Origin of the sequence: Pseudomonas sp. AN-1, assembly GCF_034057115.1 — a bacterium.
Lineage (GTDB): Bacteria > Pseudomonadota > Gammaproteobacteria > Pseudomonadales > Pseudomonadaceae > Geopseudomonas.
The window spans coordinates 808,941-835,614 of record NZ_CP139195.1 but is presented as its reverse complement, the minus strand read 5'-3'; the positions used below and the strand labels follow the sequence as shown (position 1 = coordinate 835,614).

The following is a 26,674-nucleotide window of genomic DNA, read 5'->3' as shown; positions in this document are numbered from 1 at the left end:
TGTTCAGGCCTCAATCGCAGCCCTCCTGTAGAGTTCGTGAACAAGGTCCATCATACTTGGTCCTTTGATAACCAAGAGGACAAGGCTGTCACCATTAGGATGGGGGAGGAATTCTTTGGATTTTGAGGATTTGGGGATTTTTCTACAGTCTGCTGAAGCCAATTCTTTGGCGTCGAAACATTCATCAGAAATGATAGCCGCAGCGCCGTAGGTTTCCATATAAGGCATATCGACGGGGTTTTGAAATCTCTCGATCCTTTGGGCCGCCTCGATGTCTCTTCTTTCAAAGAGCTTTTGCTTGATGAAGTTCAGCGATTCATCTATTCGAATGTGATCTTTGGCTGAATCGTTGATTGCATCCTGTAGGCGGTTAATCTTGGAGGTGGAGAACTTTGTCTTGGATTCAAAGACAAATAAAGAGTCATTGGTGGAGGCTTCTCCGTCTTTTTTGTGAAGCCGGAACCCAATGACATCGCTGCCCTTGGGCGACTCATCGCGAACAACCTTCGATGACCACCGAACCCTGGGGACCCAATAACCGAAAAGCCATTGAATGAAGTCAGAAATCAGGATTTCCCCAAAATCTCCCGCTCGGATTCCTGGACCGAGTTTGGATGTTCTGCTTGGGAATTTTATATTGATAAGGTAATCCGATCGAGTGCGTTTTCCTCGGAGGAAGTCGATCTCAGTGTCCAGGCAATAATGATTTCTGAAGTGTTTCGCCCATTCGGAGAGTACATCGTCGTCGTCCTGATGTTGAAGCTCCCAGACTTCGATATTTTTTCCGTCGGCGGTCTTCAGTCGCTCGCCCGTGTCGACGAGCCATTTAATGTGTTTAGAAGTCCAAGGCATTCCCGTTCCTGATTTTGCGCGAGGGGCTAACTAAAAATAGACACCAAGTAGCGCATAATGTCCCGAAAAACTTAGTGGGTAATATCCCAGGCTGAATATATTAAGCAACTCTGGAATGTGAGTTGTGCAAAAGAGGCGGAGCTGAAAGGCAGTTATGCATGACGGCAACTCCTTTTGCATGTGGTATTCGTACTGGTGACGAGGTTAGCGCGTGGCCCAGATAAAAGACAACCGAGACAAGCTGTCGTAACGCCCAACCAACGCTAACCACTGACGCTCCCCATCCGGTTCTTGCCGTCTCTGCCAACCTCCATTCCTTGCTCCAGATCAACAAAACCCACACTACCCGCGCGGCTACTCCATTCGGATGATGTCGCCCCCCGGCCCCCGCCAAAGAATCCAACCCGTGTCACACAGGGCGAGCCGCCGCGCAAACGCTGGCGGCCCGCGACTTTTTCCCGCACGACCATGGGTGAGTCGATGGATCAAACAACAAGAATTTCCCCCGAGGAGCTGATGGCCCGTGCCCGGGCGCTGGTGCCGCTGCTGGCCGAGCGTGCCGCGCAGGCCGAGGCCGAGCTGAAGGTGGCCGACGAGGTGATCGCCGCGCTGCAGGAGGCGCAGCTGTTCCGCGTCATGCAGCCGAAACGCCACGGCGGCTTCGAGTTCGGACCCAAGGTGTTCGCCGAGATTCAGCAGACGCTGGCCGAGGGCTGCATGTCCACCGCCTGGATGTACGGCGTGGTGGCGGTGCATCCGTGGCAGCTGGCGCTGTTTCCCGAGCAGGCGCAGCAGGAGGTGTGGGGCGAGGATGCCTCGACGCTGGTGGCCTCGACCTACATGCCGGTGGCCAGGGTCACGGAAGTGGAGGGCGGCTACCGCATCAGCGGGCGCTGGGGCTTCTCCACCGGCTGCGAGCACTGCGACTGGGTGTTCCTCGGCGGCAACATCACTCCCGGCGTCGGCAAGGGCAACAGCTATCGGACCTTCCTGGTGCCGAAGCGCGATTTCCGCATCGAGCGCAACTGGGAGGTGATCGGCCTGCGCGGTACCGGCAGCCACGACATCGTGGTCGAGGACGCCTTCGTGCCGCTGCACCGCACCCACGCCACCCAGCAGCACGACGACGCGGCCAACCCCGGTCGCGAGCTGAACACGGCGCCGCTGTACCGGGTGCCGTTCGCCCAGATGTTCATCCCGGCGGTGTCCAACGCCTGCCTCGGCGGCCTGGCGGCGGCCATCCAGCACTTCAAGGACTACGCCAAGCAGGGCATCAGCAAGAACGTCGGCATGCGCACGGTGGACGATCCCAACGCGCAGCTGGCCTACGCCCGCGCGGTGGTCGCCCACGAGCAGATGGTCGAGAACCGCAAGCGCCACTACGAGGTGCAGATGGCCTGGGCCGAGCGCGGCGAGGCGGCGCCGGTCAACGAGCGGCTGCGCCAGCGCTACCAGCTCGCCCAGGTGGCCAACGAGTGCGCCCACCACATCAACGAGCTGCTGCGCTGCTGCGGCGCTGCCGGCACCTACCGCAGCTATCCGCTGACGCGGATCTTCCTCGACGTGTTCACCGGCCGCGCGCACATCGCCAACAACGTCGACCTGTTCGGCCGCGCCTTCGGCTTCATCGCCCTCACCGACCAGACCACCACCGACAGCTTCCTCTGAGCCCAGGAGACCCGACCATGTCCATGAATCGCGCAAAGATCATCGCCGACCCGATCCCCGAGCGTTACGCCCGCGGCTGGCACTGCCTGGGCTCGGCGCAGAAGTACAAGGACGGCAAGCCGCATACGGTGAACGCCTTCGGCTACCGCCTGGTGGTGTTCCAGACCTCCGACGGCGCGCTGCAGGTGCTCGACGCCTGGTGCCCGCACATGGGCGGCGACCTCAGTCACGGCCGCCTGGAAGGCGACAAGGTGGTTTGCCCGTTCCACGGCTGGCAGTTCGACCGCGAGGGCAAGGCGGTGAGCATTCCCTACTGCAAGCGCGTGCCGCCGAAGGCGCGGGTGGGCCGCTGGGCCACCGCCGAGCTGAACGAGGCGCTGTTCATCTGGCACGACCCGGACGGCAACCCGCCGATCGAGGGCCAGGAGATCCCGCGCCTGGAGGAGCTGTATTCGCCGGAGTACAGCGAGATGCGCTGGGCGGAGTGGGTGATCAACGCCAACAGCCGCGAGCTGGTGGACAACATCGTCGACATGGGGCACTTCGACGAGACGCACCAGTCGCCGTCGCTGTTCTTCGCCAACCTGTTCGAGGACCACAAGGCCACCCAGGTGCAGATTTCCGGCTCGCGGATCATGAGCGCGGGCGAGGCGGTGATCACCTACGCCACCTACTACGGGCCGGGCGTGCTGCTGGTGTCGCTGAAGGGACCGTACAAGGGCCACTACATGGAGACCATCTACATCGTCGGCAACACGGCCATCGACCACAACAGCTTCACCCTGCACTTCGGCGTGGCCACCAAGTTCATCCCGGGCCTGAGCAAGGCGGAGAACCAGCAGCTGGTCGCCGAGTGGACCGAGCTGCAGCAGATCGCCCTCGGCACCGACGTGGCCATCTGGGACAACAAGGTGCGCATCGGCAACCCGATGCTGTGCGAGAGCGACGGGCCGATCTACCACGCGCGCAAGTGGTACGACCAGTTCTTCCAGCCGATCAACGAGGCGTCCGAGGAGTCGACCCGCCGCTACGAGCACGAGATCGACATGGACTACATCGGCGTGAAGCCGGAACTGCGCCACCTGAGAGGCTGACGCCAAGGCAGCTCCCGCCTGTAGGGGCGAATTTATTCGCCTTGCGGGGCATTTGGGCGAATGAATTCGCCCCTACAGGGGGAATGCGACGAGGAGAATCCGATGATGGACATTCGTGGACTGGCCTACGTGGTGGCGTCGAGCCGCGACCTGGGCGCCTGGCGCCGGCAGGCCGAGGACGTGCTGGGCATGATGGTGGAGGAGGGGCCGCTGGGCGACCTCTATATCAAGATGGACGAGCGGCCGTTCCGCCTGTTCGTCTCGGGCGGGCCGGCCGACCGCTACGTGGCCAGCGGCTGGGAGCTGGCGGGCGAGGAAGCCTTCGAGCAGGCCTGCGCGGAGCTGGAGCGTGCCGGGGTGCCCTACGAGCGCGGCTGCGCCGAGCTGTGCGCGGTGCGCCGGGTCAACGGCCTGGCCAGCCTGCGCGATCCGTCCGGCAACCTGCACGAGCTGGTATGGGGCGTGCGCTCGGACTTTCGCCGCTTCGTCTCGCCGGCCGGCGTGCCGGGCTTCGTCACCGGCGAGCTGGGCATGGGCCACACCGTGCTGCCGGCGTCGAACTTCGATGAAACCTGGGCGTTCCTGCGCGATGTGATGGGCTTCGGCCTGTCCGACATCCACCGCTTCCAGCCGGCGCCGGACGCCCCGGCCATCCCCATCTACTTCCTGCACTGCAACAACGGCCGCCACCACAGCCTGGCGCTGTTCGGCGCGCCGGTGCCCAGCGGCTGCGTGCACCTGATGGTGGAGGTGGAGAACCTGGTGGAAGTCGGCCGCGCCCACGATCGCATGCAGCGCGCGGGCGTGAAGCTGATGGCCACCCTCGGCCAGCACGTCAACGACCGCATGACCTCCTTCTACATGGACACCCCCTCGGGCTTCGCCATCGAGTATGGCTTCGGCGGCCTGGTCCTCGACTGGACGCGGCACAGCGTCTACGAGGCCAGCGAGGTGAGCGTGTGGGGGCATGACTTCGGCGTGGGCTTCAACGCGCCGGCCAACTGAGCCGCGACACCACCTGGCGTGCTGCCGAGCGCATCACGCCCGGATATCCCTCAAATGGGTGATGTGTCACCCACCCGCCCATTCCCACACTGGACCCGTCCCCGCCGCGCCGGATTCACGCGCGGCGGGGTCATGGACCTGCCCGCGTGGTGGCTTTGTCCGAGCGCGGGCCTGCAATGCCAGAAAAACAATAATCCGGAGGCAGTATGCCCAAGGCAGCAAGAAAGGAGTGCCGGCGCGCCGGCCAGCCGCCGTACCTGCGCGAGTTGCTCGCAGTGGCCGTGGCATTGAGCAGCGGGGCGGCGAGCGCCCTGCCGACCCTCGAACTCGGCGAGTCGACCACCCTCGAATCGTCGCTGACGGTCAACTACACCGCCTCGGTGCGGACCGAGAAGCCCGCCGACGAGTACCTCAACGATATCAACTCCGACGACGGCACGCGCAACTTCGACCGCGGTTCGCTGATCACCAACCGCGTCAGCCTGTTCGGCGAGGCCCTGCTGCGCCACGACAACGTCGGCGCCATGGTCCGCGCCAGCCACTTCTACGATGCGGCCTACCACGGCAGCAACGACAACGACTCGCCGGCCACCGTCAACAAGTTCGGCGCCCACGACCACTTCATCGACAAGACCCGCGAGCGCAGCGGCGGCGAGTTCCGCCTGCTGGACGCCTTCGTGTTCGGCAGCTGGAATTTCGACGACCGCTACCTGTCGGTGAAGGCCGGCCGCCACCTGGTGGCCTGGGGCGAGAGCCTGTTCTGGCCGAACATCAGCCAGGGCCAGGCGCCGGTGGACGCCACCAAGTTCAACGTGCCGGGCACCGAGGCCAAGGACGCCTACCTGCCGGTCGGCCAGCTGTCGGCATCCTTCTCGCTGACCGACGACCTGACCCTGGTCGGCTTCTGGCAGTACGAGTGGGAAGAGACCCTGATCAACCCGGTGGGCGACTTCTTCGGCAGCGACTACTTCGGACCGGGCGCGCAGTTCTTCCGTCTGCCCGGGGGGGCAGTGGTCAACTACGCCGGCGAGGTGGAGCCGGACGACGATGGCCAGTGGGGCCTGGGCCTGCGCTACCAGCTGGCGCAGAACACCGAGGTCGGCCTCTACCACTACCGCTACCACGACCGGGTGCCGGCGCTGTTCTTCGATTTCACCGGCAACACCCAGTACTCCTCGCTCAAGCGCGTGGGCCGCGGTACCGGGCCGGGCAACGCGCCGGCCTACCAGCTCGGCTACTTCGACGACATCGCCCTGACCGGGTTGAGCCTGAGCACCAAGCTCGGCGATGCGGTGCAGATCGGCAGCGACCTCAGCTACCGCGAGGACGCCGCGGTCTACCTGTCCAACGGCGCGCCGACCCGCGGCAACCTGATCCAGGGCAACCTCAACGCCGTGTACATGATCGGCCCGACCGCACTGGCCCACCAGACCACGCTGATGGGCGAGGTGGTGCACCAGCGCATCGACAGCGTCGAGGATCTGGTCGTGACCGGCGGCATTCAGAACGGCACCTTCGACGACTTCGAGTACGACGGCCAGACCCGCGGCAGCACGCTGGTCGGCGTCGGCGCGATGTTCGACTACCCGAGCCTGTTCAGCGGCTGGGACCTGACCACCAAGGTGTTCTGGAACCAGAACGTCTCCGGCAGCGCCTATTCGGGCCTGGGCCGCGACGAGAAGCGCATCACCGTCGGCGGCGACTTCAAGTACCTGGGCAACTTCCAGGTCGGCCTGACCTACGTCGGCTACCTCGGCTCGGCCGACATCGCCAACGGCCGCACCCTGGCGGATCGCGACTACCTGTCGCTGAACGCCAAGTACACCTATTGAGAAGGGGAGGGACCCATGAAGAAGCACACGCAACTCGCCAGCCTGTTCGCCTGCGGCGCGCTGTTCGCGCTCGCCATGCCGGCACTGGCCAAGACCGATGAAGCGGCCCAGCTGGACAGCAGCACCCTCACCTGCATGGGCGCCGAGCGCGCCGGCAACGCCGACGGCAGCATTCCGGAGTATTCCGGCAAGTGGCTGGGCGCGCCGCCCCATGTGAATTTCCAGGGCACCGGCAACCATCCGCTCGATCCCTATGCGGACGAGAAGCCGCTGTTCACCATCACCGCGGCGAACATGGCCGAGTACGAGCAGCACCTCACCGACGGCATGAAGGCGCTGTTCCGGCAGTATCCGGAGACCTTCCGCATGCCGGTCTATCCCTCGCACCGCGACTTCCGCTTCAACGACAGCGTGTGCCAGGCGACCAAGGCCAACGTCGGCTATGCCCAGCTGACCGACGACGGCGAGGGCGTGGTGGCCAAGACCGGCGGCACGCCGTTCCCGCTGCCGAAGAATGGTCTGGAACTGCTGAAGAACGCCTCGCTGTTCACCGTGCGCGCGTGGACCGAGGAATACGTCTCGGACAACGCCTATGTGCTGCGCGACGGCAAGGTCAACTGGGGCCGCGTGCACTCGAAGAACCTGGCACCGCACCTGGAGCCGGGGCGCATCGGCGACACCAGCGGCCAGTCGTCCTTCTACCTCAACGAGACCCTGCTGCCGCTGCGCGACAAGGGCGAGGTGAACACCGGCATGGAGTTCTGGAACGACAAGACCGAGCCGCGCCAGAGCTGGCGTTACGACCCGGGCACCCGCCGCGTGCGCCAGGCCCCCGGCTATGGCTTCGACATGGCGTTCCCCGGCACCGGCGGCTCGATCACGGTGGACGAGGTACGGCTGTTCAACGGTTCCGGCCAGCGCTACGACTGGAAGATCGTCGAGAAGAAGGAGCTGTACATTCCCTACAACGCCTATCGCATCCATTCACCGGAGCTGAAGTACGCCGACCTCCTCAAGCCGGGCCATATCGACCCGACCCACATGCGCTACGAGAAGCACCGCGTGTGGGTGCTGGAAGGCACCCTCAAGACCGACTACCGCCACCTGTACGGCAAGCGTCGTCTGTACATCGACGAGGACACCTGGTTCCCCATCGTCGCCGACAACTACGACAGCCGCGGCGAACTGTGGCGCACCTCGATGCTCAACTTCTTCTACGCCTACGAGACCCAGACGATGCAGGCCGGTGTCGGCCTGTACCACGACCTGCTGGAGAACACCTATCTGGCGTTCAACCTGATCAACGAGCAGCCCAAGGGCTTCAAGCTGAACGTGGCGGGCTTCCGCCCGGCGATGTTCGGACCGGAGGCGGCCCGCCGGGGCGGTCTGTGATGGACGGGGCAGGGGGCGCGTGCGCCCCTTGCCTCGCTGCGGGCACCAGCTACGCCGAGCTGCAGGGGCTGATCGGCCTGGTCTACGACGGCCTGCTCGAGGACAAGCCGTGGAACGCCCTGCTCGACGCCCTGCGCCGGCAGTTCCGCGCCAACTACGCCTCGCTGACCATCCGCCTGCCCAGCGCCGAGGACCGCGGCCTGGTGGTGTTCGCCGGCGAGGCGCGGCCGCACATACATGCCCTGTACAGCAGTTCGCTGTACGCGGTCGACCCGTTCGTCAACCTGCCGCGCGACACCGTGGTGATGCTCGAGGAGTTGATCGACGAGCGCGAGTGGCTGGCCAGCGTGATCTACCGCGATTTTCTCGAACCGCTGCAGGTGCGCTACATGATGGGCGCCGACATCCGCAGCGACGACGGCCGCGAGCGTGAATTCCGCTTGCGTCTGAGCCGCCCGCCGCAGAGCGGGCCGTTCAGCGAGACGGAGCGGGCTCTGTGCGCCCTGTTGCTGCCGCATCTGCGGCGCGCGCTGCGCCTGTACGCCCACCTCGACCGGGTGGAGAGCGCCTGCCGGCTGTACGTCGGCACCCTGGAGCGCATCGGCATCGGCTCGATCCTGCTCGACGAGAACGGCGGCATCTGCCGGATCAACAAGGTCGCCGAGGAGATCCTCGCCGAGGGCGACAGCCTGCAGCTGCACAACGGCATGCTTGAAGCCGTCGCCCCGCGCGACGACCGCCGCCTGTGGCGGCTGATCAAGCAGGCCGCCGCCGGCCGCAACGGCAGCGGCCTGGTGGAAGCCATCGCCCTGGATCGCGGCGGCCAGCCCGGCGGCCTCAGCGTGCTGGTGCGCAGCATCCCCCTTTCCGCCAGCGCCGAGGCCGGCCGCGCCGCGGCCGTCGAGCTGATCCTGCGCGACAGCAGCCGCCCGGCGCAGCCTTCCGAGCCCCTGCTGCGCCAGCTCTACCAGCTCACCCCGGCCGAAGCCGCACTGGCCGTGCTGCTCGGCGAAGGCCTGACCCTCGAGGAAAGCGCCGCGCGCCTGGGCATCAGCCGCAACACCGCCCGCAGCCACCTGCGCGCGGTGTTCGCCAAGACGGGGGTGAAGCGGCAGACCGCGCTGGTGCAGCTGTTGTTGTGCAGTGTGGTGGCGTTGGATTGAGGGGCGTGAGCCGATTGCGGCGGTTATTCGGCTCATCTGGTGAGCCGAATAGGTGGATTAATCGGCTCAGGGGCCAACTGGGCAGCTCCGGGAGCTGGCCGGACAATCGTGCGCGGCGTTCGGCAAGATACTCCGGTAGGGTGCGCCGTGCGCACCTTGTCTGCGTGCGGACAAACGGCGCACTGGATGGTGCGCAGGGCGCACCCTACGGCAAGGCGTGCGGGTCATTCAGACTCGCTTGTGTAGTCGCTATGACAGCTGTTTTTCGTGTCGTTTCGACCGCAAATGTCCGAGTTCTTCGCTAGGTTATTGATCTGCAAGCCCCCGCCCGCCTGGCACGGTTCCTGATTGGTCTTCTGCAACTGCTGAAACCCGTTGTGGAGGTACCTGAGATGTCCGGTGTGCTTGAATCCCCCAGCAAAGTCTTCCATCTGGCCAACAATCTGGTCGTGTCCGGCGTGGTCATCCTGCTCGTCGGCGTGCTCGGCGCCTACTGCTTCGACGAGGCCATCGGCCTCGGCCTGGTGGTCGGCTCGCACATGCTGACCATCGTCGGCCCGTCGCTGGTCAAGCTCGGCTACGTGATGCGTCTGTCGGTGCAGGACAAGCTGCTCGCCTGCTGAGGAAGGCCCTCAACGCCCCTCGAAGCGCGGCTTGCGCTTGTCGATGAAGGCCTGCATGCCTTCCTTCTGGTCGCGCGAGGCGAACAGCAGGGCGTTGGCCTTGCGTTCCAGGGCCAGGCCAGCCTCCAGCGAGGCGTCCATGCCGGCGAGGATCACTTCCTTGATCTGCTCGGCGGCCAGCGGCGGCATGGCGGCGATGTCGCGGGCCATCTCCAGGGCGCGTTCCTGCACCTCGGCGTCGTCGACCAGTTCGCTGACCAGCCCGGCGACCCAGGCTTCCTCGGCGCTGATCGGTGCGCCGGTGAGCGCCATGCGCATCGCCTTGGCCTTGCCCACCGCGCGCACCAGGCGCTGGGTGCCGCCGATGCCGGGCATGATGCCGATGCGGATTTCCGGCTGGCAGAAGCGCGCGCTGCGCCCGGCGATGATGATGTCGGCGTGCATCGCCAGCTCGCAGCCGCCGCCGTAGGCGTAGCCGCACACCGCGGCGATCACCGGCTTGGGGCAGTGCTGGATCGGCGCCCAGACCCGCTCGGTATGCCGCTGGTAGATGTCGATGGCGCCGACCCCGGCCATGCTGGTGATGTCGCCGCCGGCGGCGAACACCTTGTCGCCGCCGGTGAGGACGATGCAGCGCACCGCCGGGTCCTCGCCCAGTTCGGCGAAGTGCCGCGAGAGCAGCGCCTGCAGCTCGAGGCTGAGGGCGTTGGTGGCCTGCGGGCGGTTCAGGCGCAGGCGCGCGACGCCTTCGGCGGGAAAGTCGAGAAGCACGGGAACTAGGTTGTCGGCGGACATGCGCGACCTCTCTGCAAGACGGGAGCGATGGGCGATTGTTCGCAGGTGCGGGGCCGTCACTCATCGTCCGTTTGAACGACGAGTTCGCTGACTGCCAGTCCCTAGAGTGAAGCCATGCAGCTATCAAGGAGCATGCAATGGCCACTCAGAACCTCGATTTCACCGGCAAGGTGGTGCTGGTCACCGGCGGCACCAAGGGCGTCGGCGCGGGCATCGCCCAGAGCTTCCTCGCCGCCGGCGCCCGCGTGCTGGTCTGCGGTCGCAACGCCCCGGAGGCGCTGCCGCAAGCCGACGGCCGCCAGGCCGAATTCCTCCCCGCCGACGTGCGCGACGCCGACTCGCTGGCCACCCTGTTCGCGGTGATCGAGGAGCGCTGCGGGCGCCTCGACGTGCTGGTCAACAACGCCGGCGGCAGCCCGCACGTGCTGGCCGGCGAGGCTTCGCCGCGCTTCCACGAGGGCATCATCCGCCTCAACCTGATCGCTCCGCTGAATGTCGCCCAGCACGCCAACCGGCTGATGCAGCGCCAGGAAGAGGGCGGGGTGATCGTGTTCATCGGCAGCATCAGCGCCCTGCGTCCCTCGCCGGGCACCGCCGCCTACGGCGCGGCCAAGGCCGGCGTGCTGGCGCTGGTCACTTCGCTGGCGGTGGAGTGGGCGCCCAAGGTGCGCGTGGTCACCGTCAGTCCGGGGCTGGTGCGCACCGAGCAGGCTCACCTGCACTACGGCGACGAGGCGGGCATCGCCGCGGTCGCCGGCACCATCCCGGCCGGACGCATGGCCACTCCCGAGGACATCGGCAACGCCTGCCTGTACATCGCTTCGCCGCTGGCAGGTTACGCCAGCGGCTGCAACCTCCTGCTGCACGGGGGCGGGGAGACGCCCGCCTTCCTCGCCGCAGCCAATTCCGCCCATCAATGACCGAAGCCGGCGCGTCCGCCGTGCGGCGGGCCGCCCTCAACTCCGAGGAGAACATCTTGGCTGAACAAGAATTCATGCCCGCCGTGCGGGCCATGGTGGGACGCGAGTACGGTCGCGTCTACGCCTGGGACGCGGTCAACGCGCCGATGATCCGCCAGTGGTGCGAGGTCATGGGCATCGACAACCCGCTGTACCTCGACGCCGACTACGCCGCCACCACGGAGCACGGCGGCATCGTCGCGCCGCCGGCCATGCTGCAGGCCTGGTGCCTGGAAGGCCTGCATCAGAACAACTACGCGCCGGGGTCCACCGACGCCAACCCCTACGAGGTGCTCAAGCTGCTGGAAGCCAACGGCTTCGCCTCGGTGGTGGCGGTCAACTCCGACCTGAGCTTCGACCGCTACGTGAAACTCGGCGAGAAGCTCTACTACACCACCCGCCTCGACGCGGTGGGCGATGAGAAGACTACCGCGCTGGGCACCGGCTACTTCGTCACCCTGGTGATGAGCTTCTTCTCCGAGCAGCCCGAAGGCGACGAGCCGGTTGGCCAGTTGCTGTTCCGCGTGTTCAAGTTCCGTCCGGCCAACCCGGTCAAGCCGGCCGCCGAGGGCGACAGCGCCTCTGCCATCCCGAAGATCAAGCGGCCCAAGCCCGGCATCAGCGACGACACCCGCTTCTTCTGGGAAGGCTGCGCCGAAGGCAAGCTGCTGATCCAGCGCTGCACCGCCTGCAACACCCTGCGCCATCCGCCGGCACCGGTGTGCGCCAGCTGCCATTCCTTCGACTGGGACAGCGTGCAGTCCTCCGGCAAGGGCACGATCTATTCCTTCGTGGTCATGCACTACCCGGAAGTGCCGCCGTTCGACTACCCGAACCCGATCGGCCTGATCGAGCTGGAGGAGGGCGTGCGCCTGACCGCCGGCCTGGTCGGCGTCAAGCGCGACGAGCTGGCCATCGGCCAGGCCGTGCAGGTCGAGTTCCACACCTTCGACGACGAACTGATCCTGCCGCTGTTCCGGCCGGTCGCGCAGTGAGGAGAGGACCATGGACTTCGAACTGAACGAGGAACAGCGCGCCATCGCCGAGATGGCCGGCAGCCTGTTCGCCGACTACTGCACCGACGACCGCCTGCGCGCCTTCGACGGCTCCGGCGAGCCGTTCATGGGCGCGCTGTGGCAGAGCTGCGTGGAAACCGGCCTGCACGCCCTGGCCATCCCCGAGGACTTCGGCGGCAGCGGCCTGGGCATGACCGAGCTGATGCTGGTGCTGGAAGCCCAGGGCCGCGCGCTCGGCCAGGTGCCGCTGTGGCGCCACCAGCTGGCCGCCGCCACCCTGGCGAAATTCGCCCCTGACGCCGCCGAGACCGTGCAGGCCGCCGCCGAGAGCCAGCGCCTGCTGACCCTGGCGCTCGACGGTCTGGCCAATGCCAAGGGCATCGCCCTCGAGGCCAGCGAAGTAGAAGGCGGCTGGCAGCTGGACGGCACGGCGTCCGCCGTGCCGCTGGGCGCCAACGTCTGCCAGGCCCTGCTGCTGGCCAACGTTGCCGGCGCGCCGCGCCTGCTGCTGGTCGACCTGCGCGTGGCCGGCATCGACAAGACCGCCGGGGTGTTCACCCAGGGCGAGGCGGTCGCCGACCTGCGCTTCAGCTCCGTGGTGGTGCCGACCGGGGCGCTGCTGCCGGTCGCCGCGCTGGACTGGCTGGAAAGCCGCGCCATCGCCGCGCTGGCCGCCCTGCAGCTGGGCGTCTCCGTCGAGCAGATCCGCCGCACCGTGGAATACGTCAACGAGCGCCGCCAGTTCGACCGCGCCATCGGCAGCTTCCAGGCGGTGCAGATGAGCATGGCCGACGCGCATATCGCCGTCGAAGCGCTGCGCTCGGCGCTCTGGCAACTGGTCTGGCGCCTCGACGCCGGCCTGCCGGCGACTTCCGAGGCGCTGGCGACCAAGTATCTCGCCTGCGAGGCCGGCCACCTGGTCGGCCACAAGGCGCAACACGTGCACGGCGGCATCGGCGTCGACCTGACCTATCCGATCCACCGCTACCTCTACTGGAGCCGCGCCCTGGGTATCACCCTCGGTGGCAGCGCCGCGACCCTCGAGCGCCTCGGCGACTGGCTGGCCAACAACGACAAGCTGGGATGGAAATATGACCTCGAAGAAAACCAAGGCATTTGACGAAGTGCTCCCCGGCCAGGCGCTGCCGGAGCTGGCGATCCCGATCACCGTGCAGCTGATCACCGCCGGCGCCATCGCCACCCGTGACTACTTCCCTGGCCACCACGACAAGGACGCCGCGCGCGAGCTCGGCTCGCCGCACGTGTTCATGAACATCCTCACCACCAGCGGCCTGGTGCAGCGCTACGTCGAGGACTGGGCCGGCCCCGCCGCGCGCTTCGCCGACCTGAAGATCAAGCTCGGCGCGCCCAACTACCCGGGCGACACCATGACCTTCAGCGGCGAAGTGACCGCTCAGGACGCCGCCAGCCGCACCGTGCAGGTGACGCTCAAGGGCAAGAATTCCATGGGCAACCACGTGACCGGCACGGCCACGCTGGTGCTGCCGTAAGGCGCAGGAGACAGGATATGACCAGCAATTCGATTTCCGGACGCGCGGCCATCGTCGGCCTCGGCGCGACCGAATTCTCCAAGAACTCCGGGCGCACCGAGCTGCGCCTGGCCATGGAAGCCACCCTGGGCGCGCTGGCCGACGCCGGCATCGACCCGTCCGAGGTGGAGGGCTTCAGCTCCTACACCATGGACAACGTGCCGGAGTACGAGGTGGCGCGCCTGCTCGGCTGCAAGAACGTCAAGTTCTTCTCGCAGATCCCCCACGGTGGCGGCGGCGCCTGCGCGCCGCTGATGCACGCGGCGATGGCCGTGGCCACCGGCGTGGCCAAGGTGGTGGTGGTGTACCGGGCGATGAACGAGCGTTCCTGGTACCGCTTCGGCAAGCCGCACGACTTCGGCGGTGCGCCGATCTTCGACGCGGTCAACTACGGCTGGTACATGCCGCACGGTTTCCACACCCCGGCCGCCTGGGTCGGCATGTTCGCCCAGCGCTACATGCACACCTATGGCGCGACCAGCGAGGACTTCGGCCGCGTGGCCGTGGCGGTGCGCGACTTCGCCGCCACCAACCCGGCGGCGTTCTTCTACGGCAAGCCGATCACCCTGGAAGAACACCAGGCCTCGCGCTGGATCTGCGAACCGCTGCACCTGCTCGACTGCTGCCAGGAGTCCGACGGCGCGGTGGCCATGGTCATCACCTCGGCCGAACGCGCCCGCGATCTCCGGCAGAAGCCGGTGATCATCAAGGGCGCCTCGCAGGGCATCGCCGAGGGCCAGCAGAGCATGACCTCGTTCTACCGCGAGGACATCACCGGCCTGCCGGAGATGGGCGTGGTGGCGCGCGAGCTGTACGCGCAGTCCGGCCTCGGCCCGCAGGACCTGCAGACCGCGGTGATCTACGACCACTTCACCCCGTTCGTGCTGCCGCAGCTGGAGGAGTTCGGCTTCTGCAAGCGCGGCGAGGCCAAGGACTTCATCCGTGACGGCCTGCACGCCCGCGGCGGCAGCCTGCCGATCAACACCCACGGCGGTCAGCTGGGCGAGGCCTACATCCACGGCATGAACGGCGTGGCCGAGGGCGTGCGCCAGGTGCGCGGAACTTCGGTCAACCAGGTTGCCGGCGCGGAGAACGTGCTGGTCACCGCCGGCACCGGCGTACCCACCAGCGGCCTGATCCTGGGCGCGGCCTGAGGAGCGCAACATGTTTGTCGACCTGACTCCCGAGCAACACGCCCTGCGCCTCAAGGTGCGGGACTACTTCCAGAACCTGATGACTCCCGAGCTGCGCAGCGAGCTGCGCGGCAAGGAAGGCGGCGACCTGTACCGCCAGACCATCCGCCAGATGGGCCGCGACGGCTGGCTGGCGGTCGGCTGGCCGAAGGAGCACGGTGGCCAGGGCTACGCGGCCACCGAGCAGCTGATCTTCTTCGAGGAGGCCAACATCGCCGGCGCGCCGCTGCCTTTCGTCACCATCAGCACGGTGGGGCCGGCGCTGATGGAGTACGGCACCGCGCTGCAGAAGGAGAAGTTCCTGCCCGGCATCGCCGCCGGCGAGATCATCTTCGCCATCGGCTACTCCGAGCCGGATGCCGGCTCCGACCTGGCGGTGCTGAAGACCACCGCGCGCCCGGAAGGCGACCACTTCGTGGTCAACGGCAACAAGCTGTGGACCTCCGGCGCCGAGGCGGCCGACTACATCTGGCTGGCCGCGCGCACCGACCCGGAGCGCCCGCGCCACAAGGGCGTGTCGATCCTGATCCTCGACACGAAGCTGCCGGGCTTCTCGACCACGGTGATCCCGACCTGCAGCAACCCGACCGCGGCCACCTACTACGACAACGTCAAGGTGCCGGCCGACATGCTGGTGGGCGAGCTGAACGGCGGCTGGAAGCTGATCACCGCCCAGCTCAACCACGAGCGCCTGGGTCTGGGCTCCTGGGCGGACAAGGTGGCCGGGCTGTTCCGCCGCGTCTACCTGTGGGCCAGGAGCGCCGACGAGCAGGGCCGCCGCGCCGTCGACCACGGCTGGGTGCGCAGCGCGCTGGCCGAGTGCTACGCACGGCTGGAGGCGATGCGCCTGATCAACTTCCGCATCGCCGCCGACCTCGAGCGCGGGCAGATGGGCGTGGCGCTGGCCTCGACCACCAAGGTCTACGGCGCCGAGTCGGCCATCGAGATCCTGCGCAAGCTGTCGGAGATCGTCGGCGCCAACGGCCTGATCCGCGAGGGTTCGGCGGCCTCCCTGCTGCAGGGCGAGCTGGAGTACGAGGTGCGCGCCTCGGTGACCCTCACCTTCGGCGGCGGCACCAACGAGATCCAGCGCGAGCTGATCGCCCAGTTCGGCCTCGGCATGCCGCGCGGGCGCTGAGGGCAAGCGCCCGGGGTTCGCATGGCGGGCTTCCGGGCCGCGCCGATCCACTGTAGGGGCGAATTTATTCGCCAAAATGCCCCGCAAGGCGAATGAATTCGCCCCTACAGGGTGGGAGGCGAAATCCGCTACATTGCCGCTGGGGGCACGGCCCCCGGCGCACCACAGAAGGACAACAACAGATGAGCGCAATCGACGATTTCCGCCAGGAAACGCGGGCCTGGCTCGAGGCCAACTGCCCGCCCTCGCAGCGCACCCCGCTGCCCGAGGGCCAACTGGTGTGGGGCGGCAGCCAGGTCGAGTTCCATGACGAAGACCAGCGCCTGTGGTTCGAGCGCATGCGCGACAAGGGCTGGTTCTGCCCGGACTGGCCGACCGAATACGGCGGCGGCGGGCTGTCGCCCGCGCAGGTGGCCGTGCTGGAAAGCGAGCTGCGCCGGCTCAAGTGCCGGCCGCCGCAGATCAACCTGGGGATATGGATGCTCGGCCCGGTGCTGCTCGAATACGGCAGCGAACAGCAGAAGCGCGACCTGCTCACCCCCATGGCGCGCGGCGAGATCCGCTGGTGCCAGGGCTTCTCCGAGCCGAACGCCGGCTCCGACCTGGCCAGCCTGAAGACCAGCGCCCGCGACGAGGGCGACCACTTCGTGGTCAACGGCACCAAGATCTGGACCTCCTACGGCGACAAGTCCGACTGGATGTACGCGCTGGTGCGCACCGACGCCAGCGCGCCCAAGCACCTGGGCATCAGCCTGATCGTGCTGGACATGCGCTCGCCGGGCATCAGCGTCAGCCCGATCGACCTGATCAGCGGCAAGTCGGCGTTCTGCCAGGTGTTCTTCGACAACGTCAAGGTACCGAAGAGCCAGTTGATCGGCCCGCTCAACGGTGGCTGGACCCTGGGCAAGAGCCTGCTGCAGCACGAGCGCAAGGCCATGTCCAAGTTCGGCGAGACCAGCCTGCCGAACCATTTCCACCTGCTGCCGCTGGTCGAGCGCTACCTGCCCGAGCCGCGCAGCGCGGCCGACCAGGCCCTTTACGGCCGCGCGCTGGCCTGCGCGATGGACGAGCACGCCTACGCCCTCACCGTGCAGCGCATGGGCGAGGAAGCGCGCAGCGGCCAGGACATCTCCGGGCTGATGGCGATCATGAAGCTGGTGCACAGCGAGCAGGATCGCGAGAAGTTCGAGATCCTCCTCGACGCCCTCGGCTATCACGCCCTCGGCTGGGAAGGCGACGCCTTCACCAGCGAGGAGCTGGCGATCACCAAGGCCTGGCTGAACGGCTTCGCCCTGACCATCGCCGGCGGCGCCTCGGAAGTTCAACTCAACGTCATCGCCAAGCGTGTGCTCGGCCTGCCGGACGCCAAGTGAGGAGCACGCCATGAGCCTGATTTTCAACCAAGAACAACGGCTGCTGGCCGATACCGCGCGCGAATTCCTCGCCGCGCGCAGCCCGGTGGCCGCCCAGCGCCGCCTGCGCGACGAAGGCGCGCCGCTCGGCTTCGACGCCGCCCTGTGGAGCGAGATGGTCGCGCTGGGCTGGAGCGCCATCCCGTTCCCCGAAGATTTCGGCGGCCTGGACTTCGGCTGCCAGAGCCTCGGCCCGCTGTTCGAGCAGATCGGCCGCAACCTCAGCGCCAGTCCGCTACTGTCCAGCGTGGTGCTGGCCGGCTCCCTGCTGCAACTGGCCGGAACGGCCGAACAACAGCAGCGCTGGCTGCCGGCGCTGATCGCAGGCGACAAGCGCCTGGCCCTGGCCATCGACGAGAGCGGCCGCCACGACCCGCTGGCCACTGGGCTGCGTGCCGAACGCAGCGCGGACGGCTGGCGGCTGTCCGGCGCCAAGCTGTTCGTGGTCGACGGCCTCGCGGCCGATGCCTACCTGGTGCTGGCGCGTACCGCCGGCCAGCGCGGCGAGGCCCACGGCCTGTCGCTGCTGCTGGTCGAAGCCGGTGCGCCGGGCCTGACGGTCGCCCCGGCGGCGCTGATCGACTCGCGCAACTGCGCGCGCCTGCAGTTCGACGGCGTGACGGTCGGCGCGGACGCGCTGGTCGGCGAACTCGACAACGGCCTGCCGGCGCTGGAAACGGCGCTGGATCGCGGCCGCGTGTGTCTGGCCGCCGAGCTGCTCGGCGCCGCCGAGGCGCTGTTCGCCACCACCCTCGACTACCTGAAGACCCGCGTGCAGTTCGACGCGCCGATCGGTTCGTTCCAGGCCCTGCAGCACCGCGCCGCGCGCCTGTACGTCGAGCTGGCGCTGGCGCGCAGCGCGGTGATGGCCAGCCTGGCCGCCCTCGACGACGCCAGCCTGGATGCCGGCGAGCGCGCCCGTCTGGCCAGCCTGGCCAAGTGGAAGGCCGGCGTCGCCGCCGACAAGGTGAGCAACGAGGCGGTGCAGATGCACGGCGGCATCGGCGTCACCGACGAGCTGGACGTCGGCCTGTACCTCAAGCGCATCCGCGTCGCCCAGGCCTGCCTCGGCGACAGCGACTATCACTGCCAGCGCTACGGCGCACAGGCCTGAACAGGGGGAGCGGCAGATGACTGTGGAAAACTGGCAAACCGCCTGGCGACAACTGAGCGGCCCCGGCTCGCCCTACGAGGTGGTGACGCCTGACGACGGCAGCCCGCGCTATTTTCGCAATGCCCAACCGGACCTGCTCACCGCGCTGAACGCCGGACGCGCGCATGGCGAGCGCGAGTTCGTGGTCTGGGAAGACCAGCGACTGACCTTCGCCGAGTTCTTCGCCCAGGTCGACCGTCTGGCTACCCAACTGCGCACGCGCTTCGGCGTGCGCAAGGGCGACCGCGTTGCCATCGCCATGCGCAACCAGCCGGCCTGGCTGGTGGCCTTCGTCGCCGCGGTGGCCAGCGGCGCCATCGTGGTGCCGCTGAACAGCTGGGGCCAGCGCGAGGAGCTGCTGCACGGCCTGGAGGATTCCGGCTCGCGCGTGCTGCTGTGCGACGCGGCGCGCCTGGCGCTGGTCGAGGGCGATCTCGAGCCGCTCGACCTGCAGGCCATCGCCGTCGGCGCGCCGGGGCAGGGCCGGTGGGTGTGCGACTACGAGGCGCTGCTCGCCGAGGAAGTTGCACTCCTGCCGCCACTGGTGTTCCAGCCCGACGACCCGCTGCTGATCCTCTACACCTCCGGCACCACCAGCAAGCCCAAGGGCGTGCTGTCCACCCATCGCGCGGTGTGCCAGGCGCTGGCCGCCCTGGAATTCCAGGGCGCCTTCGCCGCCATGAGCTCGCCGCAGCGCATCAAGGCAATCATCGACAGCGGCTTCGCGCCGACCAACCTGATGGCCGTGCCGCTGTTCCACGTCAGCGGCCTGCACGCGCAGTTCCTGCTGGCCCTGCGCGGCGGACGGCGTCTGGTGCTGATGTACAAGTGGGACGCCGAACGCGCCCTCGACCTGATCGAGCGCGAGCGCTGCACCCAGTTCAGTGGCTCGCCGGCGATGATGCAGCAGCTGCTGGCCTCGCCGCGCTTCGCCAGCGACGCCACCGCCAGCCTGTTCGGCTTAGGGTTAGGCGGCGCGGCGGCCAACCCTGGGCTGCTGGCGCAACTGACCAGCGTCAAGCCGAACGCCATCGGCGGCGCCGGTTACGGCATGACCGAGAGCAACAGTATCGGTGCGGCCATCGGCGGCGACCAGTTCGTCTACAAACCGGCCTGTGTCGGCTGGCCGCTGCCCATCGTCGAGGTACGCATCGGCGACACGCCCGATGCACCGCAGGAGCCGGGCGTGGAAGGGCAGATCTGGCTGCGTTCGCCGACCCTGATGAGCTGCTACTGGGGCTTGCCGGCGGCCACCGCCGAGGCACTGCAGGACGGCTGGCTGGCCACCGGCGACGTCGGCTGCCTGGACGAGGAGGGCTTCCTGCGCATCACCGACCGGCTCAAGGACCTGATCAACCGCGGCGGCGAGAAGGTCGCCGCCGCCGAGGTCGAGGCCTGCGCCAGCGGCCTGGACGGGGTGATCGAGGCGGCCGCCTTCGCCGTGCCGGACGAGCGGATGGGCGAGGCGGTGGCGCTGGTGGCGCGGGTGCGCGAGGGCAGCGGGGTGGACGAGGTGGCGCTGCACGCGCACATCGCCGCCCACCTGGCGGCCTTCAAGGTGCCCGAGCACCTGCAGGTCGTGCACGCCGAGCTGCCGCGCAACGCCTCCGGCAAGCTGCTCAAGCGCGAGCTGCGCGAGGACTTCGTCCGCCGCTTCCTGCGCTAGATCCGCCTTCCAAGACGCGTCCCAGAGTGCGCCCGCACCCGAGCTTCCCCGGAAGGCTCGGGTGCGGGTGCTGGCGTTCTGCGCCGCCGCAAGGATGTGCCCATGATCCCGACCGGAAGCGGCGCGTTGTAGTCCTGATGGACGATGAGTTGGAGAACCCCCATTGGGAAACATGGACTCCGGCACCCAAGCCGGACCACCCCATCGGAGACCAACAACAATGAACAGAAAAGGTGTTGCGCTAGCCATAGCACTGGCGGTCAATGCAGGCCTGATCGCCAGCGCCCACGCCAAGGTAAGCCCCGAGGAAGCCGCCAAGCTCGGTAAGGAACTCACCTGCACCGGCGCCGAGCGCGCCGGCAACGCGGACGGCAGCATCCCCGCATTCACCGGCAAGTACCTGGGAGAGGTTCCCGGCTGGAACCACGTGCGCTTCTCCGGCCAGAAGCCGGTCGATCCCTACGCCGACGAGAAGCCGGTGGCGGTGATCACTGCGCAGAACATGGATCAGTACGCCGAGCGCCTGAGCGAAGGGCAGAAGGCGCTGCTCAAGCGTTATCCTGAGACCTACAAGATCAACGTCTACCCCGGCCATCGCGACTTCCGCTATCCGGACTACGTCTGCGAGCGGGCGAAGAAGAACGCGCTGACTGCCGAGCTGGAGAACGACGGCATGGGCGTCAAGGGGCTCGGCCAGGTGCCGTTCCCGATCCCGAAGAGCGCCATGGAGGTGCTGTGGAACCACCAGCTGCCGGTGCGCGCCTACACCGAGGACAACATCCGCGACATCGCCAGCGTGCTGCCCAACGGCAAGATCGCCTGGGGCCGCACCTGGCAGCGCAACATGTCGCAGGCCAACGACCCGAAGGTCGAGCCGGACACCGCCACCGGCATGCAGGCGATGAGCTGGAACACCACCCTCTCGCCCCAGCGCGAGAAGGGCACCATGAACATCGCCCATGAGCCGTACAACTTCGTCACCAGCGACCGCCAGGCGTGGACCTACAACCCGGGCACCCGTCGCGTGCGCCAGCTGCCGGGCTATGGCTTCGACCAGCCGATGATCGGCACCAACGGCACCATGATCATCGACGAGGACCGCCTGTTCAACGGGTCGCCCGAACGCTATCAGTGGAAGCTGCTCGGCAAGCGCGAGATGTACGTGCCGGCCAACGCATTCAAGGCCAACAGCGGCGAGGTCAAGTACGCCGACATCCTGACGCCCAACCACCCCAATCCCGATGTGCTGCGCCACGAGCTGCGCCGCGTCTGGGTGCTGGAGGCGACCCTCAAGGAAGGCTACCGCCACCTGTACAGCAAGCGCGTGCTGTTCATCGACGAGGACACCTGGAACGCGGTGATGGCGGACAACTACGATTCGCGCGGCGAGCTGTGGAAGTTTGCGTTCATCAACTACTACTACCACCCCGACATGAGCGCCTGGCAGGCGGGCTCGTCCTTCTACCACGACCTCAGCTCCGGACAGTACGTCGGCTACACCCTGACCAACGAGTCCAAGCGCGGGCCGATCCTCAACGAGGGCAAGTACGTCCCCAGCATGTACACGGCTGACGCCATCCGCGCCCAGGGCCGCTGAGGCCGGCATCGTCACAGAGTCGCTCCGTTCGGCCGCTCCCTTCGGGTGAGCGGCCCTTTTTTCGAGCATCGCCACGAAGGAGAAGGAGATGGGCAAGCTGCAGGACAGGGTCGCCATCGTCACCGGCGCCGGCATGGGCATCGGTCGCGGCATCGCCGGAGCGTTGGCTCGCGAGGGCGCCCGGGTGCTGGTGGCGGAAGTGAACGAACAGGCCGGCGAGGAGACCGCGGCCTGGCTGCGCGAAACCTGGGGCGTCGACGCCGCTTTCCAGCGGGTCGACGTCACCGACAGACAGCAGGTGCAGGCCATGGTGGCTGCCGCCGTCGCGCGCTTCGGTCGGCTGGACATCCTGGTCAACAACGCCTGGCGCGGCTCGGGCTACGCCAGGCTGGAAAATCTCGGCGACGAGCGTCTGCTCGGCGCCTTCAACATGGCGGTGATGGCCGCCTTCTGGGCCATGCAGGCGGCCCTGCCGGAGTTCCGCAAGAGCGGCGGCGGGCGCATCATCAACCTGTGCTCGCTCAACGGGGTCAACGCCCACCTCTATACCGCCGACTACAACGCGGCCAAGGAGGCCCTGCGCACCCTGACCCGCAGCGCCGCCCGCGAGTGGGCAGCGGAGGGCGTCTGCTGCAACGTGATCTGCCCGGGCGCAGTCAGCGAGGCCTACCGGCGGTTCGCCGCGGCCAGCCCGGACAACGCCGCGGCCATCGCCGCCGCCAACCCGATGGGCCGGGTCGGCGATCCGCTCGACGACATCGGCCCGGTGGCCGCCTTCCTGGCCAGCGACGACGCCCGCTACCTGACCGGCAACACCCTGTTCGTCGACGGCGGCGCCCACATCAATGGCGTGGCCTGGGCGCCGCAGATGAAAGACTGACCGCACCGCTCTGTAGGGGCGAATTAATTCGCCAACGCGGCCCTGTCAGGCGAATGAATTCGCCCCTGCAGGCTGTATGTGGCAACCGAGCGAACCATAACGATAAGAGGCGAGAATCATGGAAAAGGCGGATGGCCCGCAGGGTCAACTACAGGTCGAAGCTGGCGAAGGCCTGCAGCTGCAGCGCCGGCAGCTTCTCAAGGCCGGCGCGGTGCTCGCCGGGGCGAGCCTGTTGCCGCGCTTCGGCATCGCCGCTAGCGGGCTGTCGCAACGCGAATATCTCGAGCTGGACGCCACGGCCATGGCCGAGCAGGTGCGCCGCGGCGCGATCAGCCCCGAGGAGCTGCTGGCCGCCGCGCTGGCGCGCTGCGATGCGGTCAATCCGAAGGTCAACGCCGTGGTGATGCGCCACGACGACTACGCCCGGCAGCTGCTGTCCGCCCGGAGCGGCCAGGGTCTGTCCCGCGAGGGCGCGCTGGCCGGCGTCCCCTTCCTGCTCAAGGATCTCAACACCCATCTGGCCGGCACCTCGACCAGCAATGGCTCGCGCTTCTTCAAGGACGCCCCGCCAGCCAAGTACACCAGCACCCTGGCCGCCCGCTACGAGGCCGCCGGCGCAGTGGCCTTCGGCAAGACCGCGGTGCCCGAATTCGGCCTGACCACCACCACCGAGTCGCTGCTGTGGGGCCAGACCCGCAACCCCTGGAACCTGGCGCACAGTGCCGGCGGCTCCTCGGGCGGCGCGGCGGCGGCGGTGGCCGCCGGCATAGTCCCGGCCGCGCATGCCACCGACGGCGGCGGCTCGATCCGCATTCCCGCCTCCTACTGCGGGCTGTTCGGGATGAAGCCCAGCCGCTACCGCACGCCCAGCGGACCCGGCAGGTTTGAGAGCTGGTTCGGCGCCAGTGCCGCCCACGTGGTGTCGCGCAGCGTGCGCGACTCGGCGCTGCTGCTCGACGTCGGCCAGGGCCACGAGCCGGGCAGCCCCTACTGGCTGCCGCCGCTGGAGCGGCCCTTCGTCGACGAGGTCGGCCGTGATCCGGGCAAGCTGCGCGTGGCGCTGATCGACCAGTCGCTGACCGGCCTGGCGCTGGACGCCGACATCCGCCGGGTGCTCGATGACACGGTCAGGCTGCTGCTCTCCCTCGGCCACGAGATCGAGCAGATCCCGCAGCCGGTGCAGCCGCAGCAGGTGTTCGGCGCCCACGGTGCGGTGACCGGCACCGCGCTGCTGACCGCCATCCGCGACCGCGAGCAGCTTCTCGGCCGCAGCGCCGGCGCGGACGACCTCGAACAGGTAACCCGCAAGGTGCTGGAGCGCGCCCAGGGCGTCAGCGGCGAAGCGCTGTTCCGCGCCCGCCAGTCCTTCGAGGCGGTCAGCCTGGCGATGGAGCAGCTGTTCGAGCGCTTCGACGTGATCCTCTCGCCGGTCACCGCCACCCTGACCCCGGAACTCGGCAAGCTGCGCCTCAGCCAGCCCTGGGAAGACTACGCCGGCGCCGCCACCGGCAGTGCCGCGTTCACCGTGGTCGCCAACGTCAGCGGCCAGCCGGCGATGTCGGTGCCCTCCGGCTGGAGCGAGAGCGGCTTGCCGATCGGCATGATGTTCACCGCGCGGCTGGGCGGGGAGGGCCTGCTGTTCAGGCTGGCCGCCCAGCTGGAGCGCGAGCGGCCGTGGCAGGGGCGGCGGGCTGTGCTCTGAGGATCGCAGCTGCGAACGCCGCCCGGCCATGGGCGGCGTTTTGCATCCATCGGGGCGCGCCTGCACTCAGGTGTTGCCCGAACTTTCGATCCTCCGTGTGTTGACAATGGCCGGAATGGCTGTATTATTCGCGGCCCGCTTGGCTTGGATTGCTCGCCAGTCGGGGGTAAGTGATTGATTTAGAAAGATTTTTTCTGAAATCAACGCTTGACAGGTTGAAAGGCTGCTGTAGAATGCGCGGCCTCGGTTGAGACGAAGCGGAAGCGCTGAGTGAATCGATCGAAACGCTCTTTAACAAGTTGAATCAAGCAATTCGTGTGGGTGCTTGTGAGGTAAGACTGACAGTCGCAAGATTATCAGCATCACAAGTAACACTCGTGAATTCGAGAGTTTTTTGCGATTGCTGAGCCAAGTTTAGGGTTTTCTCAAAACCCGAATTGATTTGAACTGAAGAGTTTGATCATGGCTCAGATTGAACGCTGGCGGCAGGCCTAACACATGCAAGTCGAGCGGATGACGGGTGCTTGCACTCTGATTCAGCGGCGGACGGGTGAGTAATGCCTAGGAATCTGCCCGATAGTGGGGGACAACGTTTCGAAAGGAACGCTAATACCGCATACGTCCTACGGGAGAAAGTGGGGGATCTTCGGACCTCACGCTATCGGATGAGCCTAGGTCGGATTAGCTAGTTGGTGAGGTAATGGCTCACCAAGGCGACGATCCGTAACTGGTCTGAGAGGATGATCAGTCACACTGGAACTGAGACACGGTCCAGACTCCTACGGGAGGCAGCAGTGGGGAATATTGGACAATGGGCGAAAGCCTGATCCAGCCATGCCGCGTGTGTGAAGAAGGTCTTCGGATTGTAAAGCACTTTAAGTTGGGAGGAAGGGCTGTCGGCTAATACCCTGCAGTTTTGACGTTACCAACAGAATAAGCACCGGCTAACTTCGTGCCAGCAGCCGCGGTAATACGAAGGGTGCAAGCGTTAATCGGAATTACTGGGCGTAAAGCGCGCGTAGGTGGTTCAGCAAGTTGGATGTGAAAGCCCCGGGCTCAACCTGGGAACTGCATCCAAAACTACTGAGCTAGAGTACGGTAGAGGGTGGTGGAATTTCCTGTGTAGCGGTGAAATGCGTAGATATAGGAAGGAACACCAGTGGCGAAGGCGACCACCTGGACTGATACTGACACTGAGGTGCGAAAGCGTGGGGAGCAAACAGGATTAGATACCCTGGTAGTCCACGCCGTAAACGATGTCAACTAGCTGTTGGGTTCCTTGAGAACTTAGTAGCGAAGCTAACGCGATAAGTTGACCGCCTGGGGAGTACGGCCGCAAGGTTAAAACTCAAATGAATTGACGGGGGCCCGCACAAGCGGTGGAGCATGTGGTTTAATTCGAAGCAACGCGAAGAACCTTACCTGGCCTTGACATGCTGAGAACTTTCCAGAGATGGATTGGTGCCTTCGGGAACTCAGACACAGGTGCTGCATGGCTGTCGTCAGCTCGTGTCGTGAGATGTTGGGTTAAGTCCCGTAACGAGCGCAACCCTTGTCCTTAGTTACCAGCACGTTATGGTGGGCACTCTAAGGAGACTGCCGGTGACAAACCGGAGGAAGGTGGGGATGACGTCAAGTCATCATGGCCCTTACGGCCAGGGCTACACACGTGCTACAATGGTCGGTACAGAGGGTTGCCAAGCCGCGAGGTGGAGCTAATCTCACAAAACCGATCGTAGTCCGGATCGCAGTCTGCAACTCGACTGCGTGAAGTCGGAATCGCTAGTAATCGTGAATCAGAATGTCACGGTGAATACGTTCCCGGGCCTTGTACACACCGCCCGTCACACCATGGGAGTGGGTTGCTCCAGAAGTAGCTAGTCTAACCTTCGGGGGGACGGTTACCACGGAGTGATTCATGACTGGGGTGAAGTCGTAACAAGGTAGCCGTAGGGGAACCTGCGGCTGGATCACCTCCTTAATC

21 protein-coding genes and 1 rRNA gene are annotated in these 26,674 nt (G+C 66.6%); 20 read left to right on the top strand and 2 right to left on the bottom strand.

The genetic code is table 11. From position 1 onward, the window contains the following. Positions 1-3 precede the first annotated feature (3 nt). A complete protein-coding gene (locus SK095_RS03720; protein WP_320547903.1) occupies positions 4-852 on the bottom strand; it encodes a Hachiman antiphage defense system protein HamA in 849 nt (282 codons plus the stop codon). Positions 853-1,368: 516 nt separating this feature from the next. Here SK095_RS03720 and SK095_RS03715 point away from each other — a divergent pair. The 7 genes from SK095_RS03715 (at position 1,369) to SK095_RS03685 (ending at position 9,629) form a co-directional block, all read left to right on the top strand. Beyond that, a complete protein-coding gene (locus SK095_RS03715) occupies positions 1,369-2,520 on the top strand; it encodes an acyl-CoA dehydrogenase family protein (RefSeq protein WP_320547902.1) in 1,152 nt (383 codons plus the stop codon). Between the two features lie 17 nt (positions 2,521-2,537). Then, the gene (locus tag SK095_RS03710) at positions 2,538-3,614 is read left to right on the top strand and encodes a Rieske 2Fe-2S domain-containing protein (RefSeq protein WP_320547901.1); all 1,077 of its coding nucleotides are present in this window, start codon (positions 2,538-2,540) and stop codon (positions 3,612-3,614) included. Positions 3,615-3,716: 102 nt separating this feature from the next. After that, on the top strand, positions 3,717-4,619 hold the full coding sequence (locus tag SK095_RS03705; RefSeq protein ID WP_320547900.1) for a VOC family protein: 903 nt from the start codon (positions 3,717-3,719) through the stop codon (positions 4,617-4,619). A 206-nt stretch (positions 4,620-4,825) separates the two neighbouring features. Beyond that, complete coding sequence (locus SK095_RS03700; RefSeq protein WP_320547899.1) at positions 4,826-6,451, top strand: DUF1302 domain-containing protein; 1,626 nt, start codon at positions 4,826-4,828, stop codon at positions 6,449-6,451. 75 nt (positions 6,452-6,526) lie between these two features. Beyond that, a complete protein-coding gene (locus SK095_RS03695) occupies positions 6,527-7,843 on the top strand; it encodes a DUF1329 domain-containing protein (protein WP_320548865.1) in 1,317 nt (438 codons plus the stop codon). After that, the gene (locus SK095_RS03690) at positions 7,843-9,006 is read left to right on the top strand and encodes a helix-turn-helix transcriptional regulator (protein ID WP_320547898.1); all 1,164 of its coding nucleotides are present in this window, start codon (positions 7,843-7,845) and stop codon (positions 9,004-9,006) included. The genes SK095_RS03695 and SK095_RS03690 overlap by 1 nt, the downstream gene beginning before the upstream one ends. A gap of 392 nt (positions 9,007-9,398) precedes the next feature. Next, complete coding sequence (locus SK095_RS03685) at positions 9,399-9,629, top strand: hypothetical protein (RefSeq protein ID WP_090347856.1); 231 nt, start codon at positions 9,399-9,401, stop codon at positions 9,627-9,629. A gap of 9 nt (positions 9,630-9,638) precedes the next feature. Here SK095_RS03685 and SK095_RS03680 read toward each other — a convergent pair whose 3' ends face one another. Then, positions 9,639-10,424, bottom strand: coding sequence for an enoyl-CoA hydratase (locus SK095_RS03680; RefSeq protein ID WP_320547897.1), 786 nt, complete (start codon positions 10,422-10,424; stop codon positions 9,639-9,641). A gap of 137 nt (positions 10,425-10,561) precedes the next feature. On the opposite strand from SK095_RS03680, the gene SK095_RS03675 reads away from it, so the two are divergent. From SK095_RS03675 to SK095_RS03615, 13 genes are all read left to right on the top strand, one after another. Next, entirely contained in the window at positions 10,562-11,344 is a 783-nt protein-coding gene (locus tag SK095_RS03675; RefSeq protein ID WP_320547896.1) for an SDR family oxidoreductase, read from the top strand. Between the two features lie 74 nt (positions 11,345-11,418). Next, complete coding sequence (locus SK095_RS03670) at positions 11,419-12,378, top strand: OB-fold domain-containing protein (protein ID WP_414153880.1); 960 nt, start codon at positions 11,419-11,421, stop codon at positions 12,376-12,378. Between the two features lie 10 nt (positions 12,379-12,388). Continuing rightward, complete coding sequence (locus SK095_RS03665) at positions 12,389-13,519, top strand: acyl-CoA dehydrogenase family protein (protein WP_320547894.1); 1,131 nt, start codon at positions 12,389-12,391, stop codon at positions 13,517-13,519. Next, positions 13,491-13,910: a MaoC family dehydratase gene (locus SK095_RS03660; RefSeq protein ID WP_320547893.1), complete on the top strand. Its 420-nt coding sequence runs from the start codon at positions 13,491-13,493 to the stop codon at positions 13,908-13,910. Before SK095_RS03665 ends, SK095_RS03660 begins: the two co-directional genes overlap by 29 nt. A 17-nt stretch (positions 13,911-13,927) precedes the next feature. After that, entirely contained in the window at positions 13,928-15,103 is a 1,176-nt protein-coding gene (locus tag SK095_RS03655; RefSeq protein WP_136490415.1) for a lipid-transfer protein, read from the top strand. Between the two features lie 10 nt (positions 15,104-15,113). Continuing rightward, positions 15,114-16,280, top strand: coding sequence for an acyl-CoA dehydrogenase family protein (locus SK095_RS03650; protein WP_320547892.1), 1,167 nt, complete (start codon positions 15,114-15,116; stop codon positions 16,278-16,280). 182 nt (positions 16,281-16,462) lie between these two features. Then, positions 16,463-17,653: an acyl-CoA dehydrogenase family protein gene (locus SK095_RS03645; RefSeq protein WP_320547891.1), complete on the top strand. Its 1,191-nt coding sequence runs from the start codon at positions 16,463-16,465 to the stop codon at positions 17,651-17,653. A 10-nt stretch (positions 17,654-17,663) separates the two neighbouring features. Then, positions 17,664-18,806, top strand: coding sequence for an acyl-CoA dehydrogenase family protein (locus SK095_RS03640; protein ID WP_320547890.1), 1,143 nt, complete (start codon positions 17,664-17,666; stop codon positions 18,804-18,806). A gap of 16 nt (positions 18,807-18,822) precedes the next feature. Next, the gene (locus SK095_RS03635) at positions 18,823-20,511 is read left to right on the top strand and encodes a class I adenylate-forming enzyme family protein (RefSeq protein WP_320547889.1); all 1,689 of its coding nucleotides are present in this window, start codon (positions 18,823-18,825) and stop codon (positions 20,509-20,511) included. Positions 20,512-20,731: 220 nt separating this feature from the next. Further along, complete coding sequence (locus tag SK095_RS03630) at positions 20,732-22,108, top strand: DUF1329 domain-containing protein (protein ID WP_136490410.1); 1,377 nt, start codon at positions 20,732-20,734, stop codon at positions 22,106-22,108. An 88-nt stretch (positions 22,109-22,196) separates the two neighbouring features. Further along, positions 22,197-22,988 carry an SDR family oxidoreductase gene (locus SK095_RS03625; protein WP_320547888.1) on the top strand — a complete coding sequence of 264 codons (792 nt, stop codon included), beginning with the start codon at positions 22,197-22,199 and terminating at the stop codon, positions 22,986-22,988. 118 nt (positions 22,989-23,106) lie between these two features. Beyond that, positions 23,107-24,690: an amidase gene (locus SK095_RS03620; RefSeq protein WP_320547887.1), complete on the top strand. Its 1,584-nt coding sequence runs from the start codon at positions 23,107-23,109 to the stop codon at positions 24,688-24,690. Positions 24,691-25,134: 444 nt separating this feature from the next. After that, a 16S ribosomal RNA gene (locus tag SK095_RS03615) occupies positions 25,135-26,671 on the top strand. Positions 26,672-26,674 lie beyond the last annotated feature (3 nt).

What these genes read in the sequence shown, in the direction of transcription:
- SK095_RS03625 (WP_320547888.1), top strand. Translation starts at nt 22,197, where the DNA reads ATGGGCAAGCTGCAGGACAGGGTCGCCATCGTCACCGGCGCCGGCATG.
- SK095_RS03705 (WP_320547900.1), top strand. Translation starts at nt 3,717, where the DNA reads ATGATGGACATTCGTGGACTGGCCTACGTGGTGGCGTCGAGCCGCGAC.
- SK095_RS03660 (WP_320547893.1), top strand. Translation starts at nt 13,491, where the DNA reads ATGACCTCGAAGAAAACCAAGGCATTTGACGAAGTGCTCCCCGGCCAG.
- SK095_RS03695 (WP_320548865.1), top strand. Translation starts at nt 6,527, where the DNA reads ATGCCGGCACTGGCCAAGACCGATGAAGCGGCCCAGCTGGACAGCAGC.
- SK095_RS03620 (WP_320547887.1), top strand. Translation starts at nt 23,107, where the DNA reads ATGGAAAAGGCGGATGGCCCGCAGGGTCAACTACAGGTCGAAGCTGGC.
- SK095_RS03710 (WP_320547901.1), top strand. Translation starts at nt 2,538, where the DNA reads ATGTCCATGAATCGCGCAAAGATCATCGCCGACCCGATCCCCGAGCGT.
- SK095_RS03650 (WP_320547892.1), top strand. Translation starts at nt 15,114, where the DNA reads ATGTTTGTCGACCTGACTCCCGAGCAACACGCCCTGCGCCTCAAGGTG.
- SK095_RS03665 (WP_320547894.1), top strand. Translation starts at nt 12,389, where the DNA reads ATGGACTTCGAACTGAACGAGGAACAGCGCGCCATCGCCGAGATGGCC.
- SK095_RS03685 (WP_090347856.1), top strand. Translation starts at nt 9,399, where the DNA reads ATGTCCGGTGTGCTTGAATCCCCCAGCAAAGTCTTCCATCTGGCCAAC.
- SK095_RS03635 (WP_320547889.1), top strand. Translation starts at nt 18,823, where the DNA reads ATGACTGTGGAAAACTGGCAAACCGCCTGGCGACAACTGAGCGGCCCC.
- SK095_RS03640 (WP_320547890.1), top strand. Translation starts at nt 17,664, where the DNA reads ATGAGCCTGATTTTCAACCAAGAACAACGGCTGCTGGCCGATACCGCG.
- SK095_RS03720 (WP_320547903.1), bottom strand. Translation starts at nt 852, where the DNA reads ATGCCTTGGACTTCTAAACACATTAAATGGCTCGTCGACACGGGCGAG.
- SK095_RS03690 (WP_320547898.1), top strand. Translation starts at nt 7,843, where the DNA reads ATGGACGGGGCAGGGGGCGCGTGCGCCCCTTGCCTCGCTGCGGGCACC.
- SK095_RS03645 (WP_320547891.1), top strand. Translation starts at nt 16,463, where the DNA reads ATGAGCGCAATCGACGATTTCCGCCAGGAAACGCGGGCCTGGCTCGAG.
- SK095_RS03675 (WP_320547896.1), top strand. Translation starts at nt 10,562, where the DNA reads ATGGCCACTCAGAACCTCGATTTCACCGGCAAGGTGGTGCTGGTCACC.
- SK095_RS03655 (WP_136490415.1), top strand. Translation starts at nt 13,928, where the DNA reads ATGACCAGCAATTCGATTTCCGGACGCGCGGCCATCGTCGGCCTCGGC.
- SK095_RS03670 (WP_414153880.1), top strand. Translation starts at nt 11,419, where the DNA reads ATGCCCGCCGTGCGGGCCATGGTGGGACGCGAGTACGGTCGCGTCTAC.
- SK095_RS03700 (WP_320547899.1), top strand. Translation starts at nt 4,826, where the DNA reads ATGCCCAAGGCAGCAAGAAAGGAGTGCCGGCGCGCCGGCCAGCCGCCG.
- SK095_RS03680 (WP_320547897.1), bottom strand. Translation starts at nt 10,424, where the DNA reads ATGTCCGCCGACAACCTAGTTCCCGTGCTTCTCGACTTTCCCGCCGAA.
- SK095_RS03715 (WP_320547902.1), top strand. Translation starts at nt 1,369, where the DNA reads ATGGCCCGTGCCCGGGCGCTGGTGCCGCTGCTGGCCGAGCGTGCCGCG.
- SK095_RS03630 (WP_136490410.1), top strand. Translation starts at nt 20,732, where the DNA reads ATGAACAGAAAAGGTGTTGCGCTAGCCATAGCACTGGCGGTCAATGCA.